The 13165-nt window shown below is 54.0% G+C and carries 11 protein-coding genes; 5 read left to right on the forward strand and 6 right to left on the reverse strand.

The features are described from left to right. The first annotated feature begins 163 nt into the window (after positions 1-163). Both WEB64_RS11250 and WEB64_RS11255 read left to right on the forward strand, forming a co-directional pair. A complete protein-coding gene (locus WEB64_RS11250) occupies positions 164-1387 on the forward strand; it encodes a pyridoxal phosphate-dependent aminotransferase (RefSeq protein WP_368061353.1) in 1224 nt (407 codons plus the stop codon). 4 nt (positions 1388-1391) lie between these two features. Next, on the forward strand, positions 1392-1583 hold the full coding sequence (locus WEB64_RS11255; protein ID WP_368061352.1) for a CPXCG motif-containing cysteine-rich protein: 192 nt from the start codon (positions 1392-1394) through the stop codon (positions 1581-1583). 15 nt (positions 1584-1598) lie between these two features. Here the strand turns inward: WEB64_RS11255 and WEB64_RS11260 are convergent, their stop codons facing one another. Beyond that, positions 1599-2201: an HAD family hydrolase gene (locus tag WEB64_RS11260; protein WP_368061351.1), complete on the reverse strand. Its 603-nt coding sequence runs from the start codon at positions 2199-2201 to the stop codon at positions 1599-1601. Positions 2202-2302: 101 nt separating this feature from the next. Between WEB64_RS11260 and WEB64_RS11265 the strand changes: the two genes are divergently transcribed. Continuing rightward, positions 2303-2857, forward strand: a complete 555-nt coding sequence (locus WEB64_RS11265) for a DUF1439 domain-containing protein (protein WP_368061350.1) — start codon at positions 2303-2305, stop codon at positions 2855-2857. Between the two features lie 63 nt (positions 2858-2920). Here the strand turns inward: WEB64_RS11265 and WEB64_RS11270 are convergent, their stop codons facing one another. Beyond that, entirely contained in the window at positions 2921-4012 is a 1092-nt protein-coding gene (locus WEB64_RS11270) for a fatty acid desaturase (protein WP_368061349.1), read from the reverse strand. A 158-nt stretch (positions 4013-4170) separates the two neighbouring features. Between WEB64_RS11270 and WEB64_RS11275 the strand changes: the two genes are divergently transcribed. Beyond that, a complete protein-coding gene (locus WEB64_RS11275; protein ID WP_368061348.1) occupies positions 4171-4728 on the forward strand; it encodes a DUF1415 domain-containing protein in 558 nt (185 codons plus the stop codon). A gap of 54 nt (positions 4729-4782) precedes the next feature. Here the strand turns inward: WEB64_RS11275 and WEB64_RS11280 are convergent, their stop codons facing one another. The 4 genes from WEB64_RS11280 to WEB64_RS11295 all read right to left on the reverse strand — a co-directional run bounded on the left by WEB64_RS11280 (position 4783) and on the right by WEB64_RS11295 (position 10842). Continuing rightward, positions 4783-5448, reverse strand: coding sequence for a response regulator (locus WEB64_RS11280; RefSeq protein WP_368061347.1), 666 nt, complete (start codon positions 5446-5448; stop codon positions 4783-4785). A 42-nt stretch (positions 5449-5490) separates the two neighbouring features. Next, entirely contained in the window at positions 5491-7437 is a 1947-nt protein-coding gene (gene acs / locus WEB64_RS11285) for an acetate--CoA ligase (protein ID WP_368061346.1), read from the reverse strand. Between the two features lie 318 nt (positions 7438-7755). Continuing rightward, on the reverse strand, positions 7756-9291 hold the full coding sequence (locus tag WEB64_RS11290; protein ID WP_368061345.1) for a fatty acyl-CoA reductase: 1536 nt from the start codon (positions 9289-9291) through the stop codon (positions 7756-7758). A 159-nt stretch (positions 9292-9450) separates the two neighbouring features. After that, positions 9451-10842: a MinD/ParA family protein gene (locus WEB64_RS11295; protein ID WP_368061344.1), complete on the reverse strand. Its 1392-nt coding sequence runs from the start codon at positions 10840-10842 to the stop codon at positions 9451-9453. Positions 10843-11171: 329 nt separating this feature from the next. Here WEB64_RS11295 and WEB64_RS11300 point away from each other — a divergent pair, with 329 nt between their 5' ends. Next, on the forward strand, positions 11172-13154 hold the full coding sequence (locus tag WEB64_RS11300; RefSeq protein ID WP_368061343.1) for an HDOD domain-containing protein: 1983 nt from the start codon (positions 11172-11174) through the stop codon (positions 13152-13154). Positions 13155-13165: the final 11 nt, after the last annotated feature.

Below are 13165 nucleotides of genomic sequence, written 5' to 3' on the forward strand. Positions count from 1 at the left end.
GTAGTCTGGTGCCTCGTTTCAAAGCGGTCAAATGCGCGTTATGGCCAAGAAACCATGGTTTGAAATGAAATTGAAAAAACACTGTGATTCAGGCCTTGTCGGCCCCCTCATTAAGCACTAACCTGCAGGAAGAAAATTGCTTCTATGCCCTCAGGAGGTGCACATGCCAGACGCCGCGAAAACCAGCGGACAGACCGAGCCGCGCAAGGTTAAATATCGTAAGACCAAGGCTCGCTGGCACCCTGCCATGCAGGCTATCCCGGTACCGGGCATTCGTCGGATGGTCAACCTTGCAGCTACCATGAAAGACGTGATTCACCTGTCTATCGGTCAGCCAGACCTGCCAACACCCAAGCACATTATCGATGCCTATATCGACGCACTTAATGCTGGCCAGACCGGCTACACCATGGACGCCGGTCTGCCGGAGCTGTTGGTCGCCCTGAGGGATTATTACAGCAAGCGCTATGACCGCAAGTTGACCCGCGATAACATCCTGGTCACCAGCGGCGCCACCGAGGCCATGTATCTTGCGATTGCGGCGACCTCTGCGCCAGGCCGTCAGTTTATCGTGACAGACCCTTCGTTTTTGCTTTATGCACCTTTGATCCGGATGAATGGCGGGGAGGTCAAATACGTGCCAACCCGGATTGAGGACAACCACCAACTGGATCCTGATGAAGTGATCAAAGCCATGGGGGCGCGAACCTTCGCGGTGATCCTGAACTCACCCAACAATCCTACCGGTGCCGTCTATCCTCGCAGCACCATTGAGACCATTGTTGAAGAGTGCGCTTATCGCGGTATCCAGATATACAGTGACGAGGTGTACGACCACCTGATTTTCGATGAGGACGAATACGCCAGCGTGCTGCGATGTAGCGTCGATCTCGACAACATCATGTGTATCAGTAGCTTCTCCAAGACCTTCAGCATGGCAGGCTTGCGGATAGGCTGGATTATCTCCAGCCAGGCCACCATCAAGTCGCTGCGGCGTTTTCATATGTTTACCACTTCGGTGGCCAACACCCCCTCACAATATGCGGGTGTCGCCGCGCTGACGGGTGACCAGCAATGCATCACCGACATGGTCAACATCTACCGGGAGCGCCGGGACAAGATCGTCGAGTTGATCAACCGGACACCTCATCTGGCCGGTTATCATCCGGGAGGCGCTTTTTTCTCGTTCCCTAATCTGCCCATGCACGTTGACGGTTCCGACCTCGCCCTGCGCATGCTCAAAGAAACCGGCGTCTGCGTGGTACCCGGGGATGCGTTTGGCGAGCACACCGCCAATGCCCTGCGATTCAGCTTTTCAGCGCCTTGCGAAACCATCGAGGATGCATTCGACAGAATCATTCCCTGGATGGCAAAGCAGCAGTTCTGACGCGATGTCTGCCCTGGAATCCGCCACCATCCAATGCCCCTACTGTTGGGAGACGCTGGAAATCAGCGTCGACCCTTCAGCGGAAGATCAGGAATATGTTGAGGATTGCCAGGTCTGTTGCCAGCCGATTCTGATTCACGCAGTGTTTGAAGAGGATCGGCAACTGCGGGTCACCGCGACAGCCGAGAACGAATAGACCCCACCCCACCCATTACCTGAGCAACACCCGCAACTCCTTGAAATGATCAATCACGAAGCGTGCTTCCGGGGCCAGTCTCCGGTTACGGTCGGTTCGGTACAGACAGCCCGCCATGCCTGCCCGGCGAGCGGCAGTGAGGTCATCGATAAAATCTCCCACATACAGCATCCGTTCCACTGGCAGGTCAAAATGCCGGGCAATTTTTAGCAAGCCTTCCGGGCTTGGCTTCGGAGCGCAGTCCTCCCGGGTCAGGATGCGCCCGACCGGAATATCCAATGTTCTGCAGGTGGCTCGCACTGCAGAACGGCTATTACGGGTTAAAATTGCCATCGGCACACCGGCATTGTTCAACGCTTCGAGCAGGCTCTCCGCACCTGGCATCCAGGTCGCCCGCTCGGCACCCGCCATTTCATGGCGATGCAGTATTTTGTGGGCTTTTTTCCGCTGATACTCGTCAGTAAGCGTGGCCATGTGTTCCAGTACACCGACGCCCTCAGGAAACCCGAGATCGCTCCGGATGGCACGAAAATCCAGATCTGAATTGACCAGAGTACCGTCAAGATCGAATGCTACACCGCGAAACTTGCGGGCCAGCGCCTTTGTCAGCTTTTGCATGCCTGCTCCTGTCAGTGTCCCGTCTGGCTATTAAATAAATACGCACTTGCCCTAAGCCGACCGGTGTCTCAGGATACAGGTCTTTAAACGGAGTTCCGACGATGAAACGCCTTTTTATCTTGCCTTTAACGGCAGCATTGTTTTTCAGTGGCTGCGCCTCACTGTCCCCCTACTCCATCAGTGAAGGCGCTCTGGAGGGCCATTTACAGACGGCCATCGAGGACTTTGATCGCCAACAGATGCGGGCTGGTTCACCTCTGGGTGTTTCAATGAGCCATGCCGATATCACCCTGGGACCCGATGGCCGGGATGTAGCGGTACTGGACCTGACGGGCCAGGTATCCCTGAATGCGTTAATGACGCGAATTCCGGTGGATATCATCCTCAAACTGGAGGGCGCGCCAATTTATGACAGCGAGGAGAAGGCGGTATACCTGCGCCGTTTGAAGCTGCTGGACAGCCGGATTGACTCCCCCTACTTCAAAGGTGAGCTCAAGCCAGTCGCTGATACTCTCATGCGAGCGGTAGCGCAAATGCTGGAAACCGTGCCGGTTTATCGGCTGGATGAAAATGACTTCGGTCAACGCTTGCTGGGCATCGTACCCATGGATATACGGGTTGCGCCGGGACGCCTGGAATTTATCACCGCCGAATAACCTCCCCGCCCCGATGAAAACGCCCGCGATCTTGGAGATAGCGGGCGGTTTTTTCTTCCGCTCTTAATTCCGCCGCGCAGCTGCGCTCATTTCTTGCTGCAAAGGCAACAGGTCGAATTCCCGCTCCGGATGATTCGGATCGACCAGCACGGTAGCGGATTTGTATACCCTTGGGGTGGAATAAAGTAGCTTGATCGCTTTCCAGTGCGAAGGCGCGATATAACGATCTGCGTAATTCTGCTCGAGCCAGGCCCTGACCCGGGGCGCCTTATTGGAGGCCATTTTGGGGAAGAAGTGGTGTTCGATGTGATGACTGAATCGATAATGTAAGCGGTCAAGAACGGGTAACGTACGCACGCTCATGGAGTTATCCAGCGGGTTATTGGTGGCTGTCTGCGGCCGCAAAAAGTGGTTGGTCAATATGTAGCCCTGGCCCAGCGCATTGGCCACCATAAAAGGAACCACCACGGTGAACAGCGCCAGCGGCCCGGAAAACACTGCCAGAGCCAGCCAGGCAGCCACGCAAAGCGCACTCTGAATGATGGCTTTACGACGCTTCATACCTTTGAACTGTTTGCGGCGTTTGGCCTGGAACCACAGCACCAACTGGGCATGAAAACTGAAAGAATAAGTCAGGAACAGGTAGCTATACCAAGTACGCGAACCCGGTGCCAGTTTGGTGAATTTCTTCTGTTTCGGGTCTACCTTGTAACGGCGCAGCGTTCCAAAACTGTCAGGATCCGAATCCCCCATATTCGTGTGGCCGTGGTGAACGACGTTGTGCCATTTACGCCAGAATTCCGGCGGCACGATCATCGGGCCGAACCCCAGCCACCCGAAGAAGTTCTGCCAGCGTTTGCTCATACCCAGGGAACCATGCAACACCTCGTGGGCAAGCAAAGCCTGGGAACCAATGGTATGCCCGACCGCCAAACCGATGAGCAGATTGGCATACCAGGGCAAACCCGCCGTTAGGATGGTCGCAATACCACCCCAGATCACCAGTTGAAGGGGTAAAAACCAGATCGCCCGCCAGCTTTGAGTCTGAAAGGTATCGGCTGGCAGCTCCTTACGCATACGCTCGCGTAGCGCACGCTCGTCCGGATTTCCATAACTCACCAGCCCTAAATAATAAGGTTTAACAGCAGCGTTCATCACTCACCTATAAATTTCAGCGTACATTTGTAAGCTGAATTTACAGAAACAGGTGTGACAGGGCAATGGCATTTCGATAAATTTTTGATGAAGGTCAGAAAAGACATTCAGCACCCAAGCCTATATGATCCGGCCACGCCTGCTACCGAGCGCCCGTTATGACCATAGATTCCCAGCAAATTATCGCCGCCACACAGCTTTGGCTGGAAAAAGCCGTTATCGGACTTAACCTTTGCCCCTTCGCCAGAGCGCCTTACCTGAAAGGACAGGTCCACTTTGAAGTTTCTGAAGCTCTGACTCAGGAGGCATTGCTGGAAGATCTGACTGCGGCTCTCACTTCCCTGCTGGCTAAGCGGGCAGAGATTGTTGAGACGACGCTGCTGATCCATCCGGAGGTGTTATTGGATTTCGAGGATTTCAATGACTTCCTGCAGACCGCAAACCATGCGGTCGAGTTACTCGGCCTTGAGGGAACCCTGCAGATTGCCAGCTTTCACCCCTGCTACCAGTTTGCAGGCACCGAGCCTGACGACCTGGAAAACTACACCAACCGCTCGCCCTATCCGATACTGCATCTACTCCGGGAAAGCAGCATAGAAAGAGCTGTCGACAGCATGGAGGACACCGACGCCATCTACGAAGCGAATATTGCAGCGCTGGAGAAACTGGGAAAGCAAGGCTGGAATAAGCTCTGGAAAGCAGCTATTGATGAGTAGCAAAGTAAGCGGACTCACCAGATCAAAGTGCGCTAAGGAGCCTCTGATTAACTCCTAACTACCTGACAACGACGTATCGGAAGGATCTATTTCCATTTGCTGGATTGCGATCACAGCCTGGGTTCGGTTGCGGACGCCAAGCTTGCGAAATACTGCTGTAATATGGGCTTTGATGGTTGCCTCAGACACTTCCAGATCGTAGGCGATCTGTTTGTTCAGAAGTCCTTCCGCCAGCATACCCAACACCCGGAACTGCTGGGGGGTAAGTGATGCCAGTTTTTCGGAGAAGTCAGTGGTGTCACCCTGCAAGCGCTCGATTCGTTCTGCCACACCTTCCGGTAGCCAGACATCACCACCCAGCACATCCTGGATCGCCTGGGTAATGGTTGGTAGCGGCGCCGACTTCGGAATGAACCCGGACGCCCCATAATCTATCGAGCGACGCATCACCTGCAACTCTTCGGAGCCTGAGACCACAACCACAGGCAACCCGGGATACTGGCCTCGCATAAACACCAGCCCCGAGAATCCATGAGCACCCGGCATATTCAGATCCAGCAAAACCAGATCTGCGTCCGGGTGCGCATCCACCGCTTCCTGCAATGCTTTGATGCTCTCCACTTCAACCGTAAGAGCCTCCGGCACTGCCTGATTCACCGCTTGCCTTAATGCAGCACGAAACAACGGGTGATCGTCAGCGATGATAATGTGTTGCGCCATTCAACCAATTCCTTGCAAAGTGATCTTTGGTGACTTTATACGCTATTTATCGGCGCGATGCTTGATGAGTTCGTCGACAACACCCGGATCAGCCAAAGTGGAGGTATCGCCCAACTGATCGTGTTCGTTCGCTGCAATCTTACGCAGGATACGCCGCATGATCTTGCCCGAACGGGTTTTTGGCAAACCAGGCGCCCACTGGATAACATCCGGCGATGCGATTGGCCCGATCTCTTTGCGCACCCATTGAATCAGCTCTTTTTTGAGTTCATCGCTCGGATCTTCCCCATGCACCAGAGTAACGTAGACATAGATGCCCTGACCTTTGATGTCATGGGGGAAGCCGACAACAGCGGCTTCAGCCACCTTGCTGTGGGCAACCAGCGCACTTTCTACTTCCGCTGTTCCGAGACGGTGGCCTGAAACGTTCAGGACGTCGTCAACCCGACCGGTAATCCAGTAATAACCATCCTCATCCCGGCGGACACCGTCACCGGTGAAATACATACCTTTATAGGCGCTGAAATAGGTCTGTCTGAAACGTTCATGATCTCCATAGATCGTCCGCATCTGACCGGGCCAGCTGTCGCGGATAACCAGATTGCCCTCACAGGCGCCTTCCAGGATATTGCCGTCTGCATCGACGATGGCAGGCTGGATTCCGAAGAACGGCAAGGTTGCAGAGCCTGGCTTCAGATCAACGGCACCGGGCATCGGGGATATAAGAATACCGCCGGTCTCGGTCTGCCACCAGGTATCTACAATCGGGCATTTGCCATTACCGATAACCCGGTGGTACCACTCCCAGGCTTCGGGATTGATGGGTTCACCCACCGAGCCCAGCAGACGCAGACTTTCTCGGGTAGTACCCTCCATGCAGGATTCACCTTCGGCCATCAGCGCGCGAATAGCGGTAGGTGCAGTGTAGAGGATATTGACTTTATGCTTGTCGACCACCTGCCCCATCCGGGAGGTGTCCGGATAGTTCGGCACGCCCTCGAACAACACAGTTACCGCTCCATTCGCCAGCGGGCCATACAGGATGTAACTGTGGCCGGTCACCCAGCCAAAGTCCGCGGTGCACCAGTACACGTCACCCTCGTGATAATCGAAGATATATTCGTGGGTCATCGCGGTATACAGCAAATAACCAGCGGTCGTATGCAATACACCCTTGGGGGCGCCGGTAGAGCCGGAGGTGTACAGCATGAACAGAGGATCTTCGGCATTCATGGGCTCAGCCGGACACTCGGCAGAGGCGGTTTTCATCAAGTCCTCAAACCGCACGTCGCGTTTGGCATCCCAGGGCACATCGCCACCGGTGCGTGTTACAACCACTACCTTGGCTACATCCGGGACTTTGCCACTGGACAGCGCCAGGTCGACATTCTTCTTGAGCGGGACTTTTCTGCCACCACGAAGGCCCTCATCAGCGGTGACGACGAACTTCGATTTACCATTTTCTATCCGTGCGCCCAGGGCCTCCGGCGAGAAACCGCCAAACACGACGGAGTGAATCGCACCGATGCGGGCACAGGCCAGCATCGCAACTGCCGTTTCGACAATCATCGGCATGTAAATGGTGACCACATCACCCTTCTTGACACCGAGAGTCTTCAGAACGTTGGCGAACTTACTGGTCTCAGCGTGCAGTTCCCGGTAGGTAACATGGTGGGAATCGGATGGGTCGTCGCCTTCGAAAATAATGGCAGTCTGATCGCCACGCTTCTCGATATGGCGGTCAAGACAATTGGCAGCGGCGTTCAGAGTGCCGTCCTCAAACCATTTGATCGACAGTTTATCGTAATCGTAGGTGCTATTTTTTACCTTGGAAAACGGCTTGATCCACTCCAGGCGCTTACCCTGCTCACCCCAAAAGGTATCGGGGTCGGCAATGGATTGGCGGTACATCTCATCGTACTGCTCGCGGTTAATCAGGGTCTGTTTGGCAAATTCCGGAGTAACCGGATAAACCTGTTTATTTGTCATTATGTGCTCCCCTAGTTTTATGCGTCTGTTGTCGTTATCGGAATTGTTGAAACGGAGCTGCCTGCGCCTTCGGCGCCTGATAAGCGGATCGCCCTAGTTCAACACGCACAGTTAAGTCAATGAATTAGACTAACGTCCTAATTATGAAGGTCCTTCGCAATGAACCATTGCACGGTTCAGATGATTCTCATTAAGCTTTTTTGATTCTACAAGCATAGTTCGCCGTAGGAGAAATGCGCGGGATAAACTGGAGTGCGTGTTACTGCGGGATCCATTGATCCCGGCGCATCGACACCGGGAGTGTTGATTACCGACCTATCATGCGGCCTTACGGACTTTATTGGTTTTCAGGCGGTACAGTTTGCGCTCACTGAGCGCGTAACGGTTCAGGCCCGCCAGATGAATCTTTCTCAGGTAAATTTCCCAGTTGATCTGCCGGGCATCGACCGGAAAAATCGCTTTGTCCAGGTTACCCATCCGTTCGGCCAGCGCCATGAGCCGGTCATTCTGAAAAATATAGTCCGGTGCGGTGTAGAACCCGAAAATAGTAGCAAGAGAGCGAGTTGTATCGATATTGCGCAACATTTTGAGTTCACGATTCTGGCTCGTGAGCTTTAGTAGTCGATCCGCGATCGACAGGGGAAGTCTTGCTCCTCCGATAACCGCATCAAACAAACGGCGGTTAACCGCTATGAACGGTTTGGTTGGTTGGCGGTAGAACAAGTGATTGTAGGCCGCATAGTTCGTGCGAGCCTCCTCCATCAGGTGGTCGATAAACTTACCCAAGCTGATCGGATTCGATGAACCACTGCAACACTGGTAAATCCGATGGCGGCCGGGCTCCTGGAATGCCTCCGAAAGCGACAGAATAATGCTATTGGCAACCAGGTCCACCGGTATCACGTCGATCACGCCACTGCGCTTACCAGGGAAAAGAGTCACTTTCTCACGTGCGTACGCGAGGATAATGGCATCAGCCACCTTCACGCCTTCGATCCAGCCCGGGGCGGGCTCTTCCAGTGCGCTCTCAATGATGGAAGGTCGCAAAATGGTCAGTGAATGCCCTCCCAGAGACTTCATCAGTAGCTGCTCACCCATCCATTTGGTAAAGGTATAGGTGTCGCTCCAGCCATAATGATTAGCTTCCCGAATGCCAAGGTCCACCAGTTTCTTTTCAAGCTGCTTACCGGCATAACGGGACCGTACATCGGCGATCTTGTCCTGCAGCAACGATGTCAATTCTTCAATTTCGAAAAAGCCGTCCGGACTGCGGGGAATCTCCGCCCCTGCCGGGCTCACAACCTCTTCATAAGCCTGCCCCGAATTCATGCCGTTGACGTAGCAGGTGGAGACCTGAATCACAGGCAGGCCGTCACCCGCTTGGGCTAACGCTGCAATGTTATTGAGGCATAGGGTATTGATAGCCAATGCCTTGTCCAGTTCTTCCCGGAAGTTAACGCTGGCGGCAGAATTGATGATCGCGTCTACCTGCCCGGCAAGCTGTACGAATTTTGGTTCTGGCATTCCAAAAAACGGTTCTGTCACTTCACCGGTTACACAATGCACTTTGGTATCAAGGAAGTATTCGAACTCATCACCCCCTTCGAGCTTCAGTCGCTCGAAGACCGACGAACAGGCAATCTCGCTCATGAATCGTTCCCGCGCGCTCGGGTGACGGGCGTTTCCCCGGATCAGCAGGTGAATTCCCCCGATGTCGGGCACGGCCCTGATCAACTTCTCCAACACTACCTTGCCGAGAAAACCGCTGGTGCCTGTGATCAGAACATGCTTCCCACGAAGCTGCTCCAACACCCTGGATGGTGACTCACCGGCACCGGACATCTGCTTTGTCATCAGTGGAACTCCTTCTCTAAGTATTTTTTCAAATCCATGATATTTAAGAGACCCACAACGTTGAAGATCAATAATCGCACAGTATGAATGACAGCAAGGTGACGTGCAGCAAAAATCAGCAACGTAGACGGCAGTCATTAAAACCTGGAAATACCCTGTTTAACGCTCGGACTGGTTATCCGGCTTACTCGCCAGCCCGCGAAGAAAGTGATCCAGAGAGATGTTACTGGGTTGTTCACGCAGGGCCTTCAGAAGGCGTTCCTGGTCACCGAATATAACCTGATCGTAACGAGGCTCCCCGGCAAAATATGGGCGGGCATGGTGGCTCGCTTCCGGCGTCGACAACCCGGGCGCGATCTGGCTTGCCAGGTGCTGGAGATGGGTAGCGAGATGAGCACGCTGAGTAGAGTTCAGCGATTCCCAGTCAAGGGCTGCCAGCCCGGTCTGGATAATCTCTATAGTGTCACCGTCCATGGTGCGCCCAAGAAGTGCAAAGCAGGCTGTAAATGCTTCGTAACGCAGCACAGGGGGCACTGACGGATCAGACAACAAATCACCAAATTCAATAACCGTCTGGCGGACTCTGGTCGCAAGCTCTTCATTAAGTGAATCAGGTGCTTTGAATAGAGCCGCAGGCTGTTCGTGAGGGGTTAAGGACTCTTCCCGTGATGCTTCAGGTTCCGGGGATGGCGCTGAGGGTTCTGTTGCCGATTTATCCTGCTCGGACTTTCGAACGGCCTGATACCAATACGCTGCAATGCCAGCCTTTCGGGGCGGTAATTGTTCCAACCGGACCTTCACCATATCCGCCAACGACCGAAACTGTCGGCAGGATGGATCAGACTCCGACATCATTGCCACCGGGCGCTGGGTGATCACCGATTGCCGCAGGGTTTCATCACGCCAGATGGCCCCCAGATAATGTGGCCGCACACCCAGGTGGCGCTGTGAGGCCGCTGCAAATCGCTGGAACACGGACTGTGCCTGACTGGCACCACGAGCCATATTTACCAATACACTCGGGGTACGCCGGTAACCTCGCCGCTGCAACACCTTGATAAGCGAAAATGCATCCGTTAATGAGGTCGGGTCTGGTGTAACGACCACACAGGCCATGGCCGCAGACGCAATCATGTGAAGCACGACCGGCTGCAAGCCGGCTGCAGTATCTATCAGGATGTAATCGTAGCGACGCTCCAGGGCGGCAAGACCCCTGAGTAGGTCGAGGCTATCCGCAACACCCATCTCCATGCAACGCTGCACTCCGGACGCACCTGGAATAATGTGCAATCCTGAAGGCCCTTCCATGATCGCCTCATCAAGCGTGCATTCCCGGCGCAACACGTGCTCCAACGTTTGCTTCGGATACCGCCCCAGCATGATGGCCACGTTGGCGAGGTCCAGGTCTCCATCGAGCAGCGCGACTTTCTGGCCTTCGCGTGCGAGGGTCAGGGCAAGATTGAGCGCAATCGAGGTCTTACCAACGCCGCCTTTACCGCCGGTAACGGCAATAACCCTGGGGTTGGCCGACACATGCTTTGAATCCGTCATCGACCTCTCTTGCTATTGAGTTCAACACCATGGTCAAAGAAACAAAACTGATTAGTCCATTACCTTCAGTGTACCGTGAACCTGCAATGCAATATAGCCAGCCCGGCGACACTTCAGGCACAATCATTACAAATTGACAATATTTTGCGTGGCAATATCGGATGGATGAAGCAGAATGATGTCAATGTCGGTAGCCACGGGATGGCCACCGAATCAGACTTTGATCAAATTTCCAACAATCTTTGTTTAATTAGTGGGTTATATTGTTTAAGCTGTTGGCTTAACAATAATAATGAATGAAGTGTCAGATAAATATGACCGGTAGGTCCATGCAGATATCGCCCGACACACAGTTACCCAGTCTCCCCGAAGTGACCATCAGGGCGCTGGAAGCGTGCCGAAAAGAAGACAGTTACCGACATATCAGCGATATTATCGCGACGGATACAGCTCTCACGGCGCGAGTACTGGCGCTGGCCAATTCATCACTTTACGGTCGATCTGGAGAAATTCGCTCGGTTGATCAAGCACTGCTCCGGCTTGGTACCGAGCAGGTGCGTACCCTGGTACTTACCGCTTCGCTCCGGCAGCTCATGTTCGACTTGGGTGCGGACCAGTGGCAGCAACTTCGTGATTTCTGGCGTCATTCACTTACCACCGCATTGACCGCAAAAACTCTTGCTACGCTCACTCGCTACCCTTCTGCTGATGAAGCCTTTATGTTGGGCATGCTCCATAACATTGGCGAACTCATTGCCCTGAAAATGGCACCGGACGACCATCAGCAGGAATATCTCTCCCATCAGGCAGAGATCGGTGCACAGCTCGTTAAAGCCTGGGGGTTGGGACCAATGGCGTCCGACGCCATGCTACATCAGCAGGCTCCGGCGTCCGAGATCCAGGATGCGGCTCATTTGGTCAAACTGATCAACCTATCAACGCGACTGGCGCACTCCGATGCCGCCGGAATTGCTGCTGCGAGCACCATTTTCAGTCTCAGTGAAGACCTTACCCGGGAACTAACGTCGCGGATTAATCAGGAGGTTGTTGCACTGGCGAAGTCTCTGGGAGTTGCTCTTGAGCAAGCCTATGACGGTCAGGAAGCAAGCCAGACATTGCGCAACACCATTATTCGTCAGGCCATGACAGATCAGGTTCTCAACCTGGTCAACCGTTCAGATCCGGTGCCTGAAGTGCTCGCCGGTACCGTCAGCAACCTTACCCTGTTGACCGGTTACCCCAGCCTGTTTTTCAAGGCCCACAATGATGCCCTGACCCTGATGTCAGACAGTCAGGGCGAGCCGCCCGCCATGACCATAATTCCGGCCCCGGCGGGCAGCGTACTCACTGAAAGCTTCCGGGATCGTAAAGCGCTTTGGCTGGCTGACCGAACGCCCAGCGTACTCGACAAACAATTGATGACGCTGCTCAACACCCCCTCTCTGCTGGCTGTTCCAGTCCTGGCCGAAGTCGGCTGTCACGGTGTATTTGTGATCGGAGCCGAAGACGGCCACATGGCTTCGACATTGGAGCTTGCTAAAATGTTCTGCGAACGGTTGGCCCGTCTGGTGTCTGACAATGAGCTGACTGATCGCGGTCATGTTGAAGCCATTGACATCGATCAGGCCCTCGCTCAGGACACGATTCGAAGACACATTCATGAGATCAGCAACCCGTTAACAATCATTCGTCAGTATATTTTTCAATTACGTGGGCGACTTCAAGACGAGCAGGTACGGGAAGAGCTGGATATTATCCGCGAGGAGCTTGAGCGCGCGGGTAACCTCTTAGTGCAAATGGGTGAGAGCCACGAACCAAACCACGATAACGACGAACCTACGAGCCTTAATCGGGAATTGAAAGCCCTGCATAACCTTTTTCAGGACTGCCTGTTCAGAGATGGAGACATTGATTGCACTCTGATGTTGAGTGAAGAATCAACGGCACTGGTTGCAGGCCGGGCACCGGTAAGACAAGTGATTCTGAACCTGGTCCGGAACGCGGTAGAGTGCATGCCGGAGGGGGGCAAGCTCAGGCTCGCAAGTGCCTCGCCTGTCTGGCAGCAAGGCCGGCAATGGATTGAAATGGTTATTGAAGACAGTGGTCCGGGTTTACCATCCGATATTCAAAGAGGACTGTTCAAGCCGGTACAATCGAGCAAGGGAGCAGCTCACAGCGGACTGGGGCTGAGCATTGTCAAACAACTGGTGGATGACATGGAGGGCATCATTGGTTACCGCACGGGAAGCTCTGGCACCAGTTTCAGGGTGCTTCTGCCAGCGGCACCGGATTACACCAAAGGTCAGACATAAACCATGGGCGA

The organism is Marinobacter sp. (genome assembly GCF_040882185.1).
Lineage (GTDB): Bacteria > Pseudomonadota > Gammaproteobacteria > Pseudomonadales > Oleiphilaceae > Marinobacter.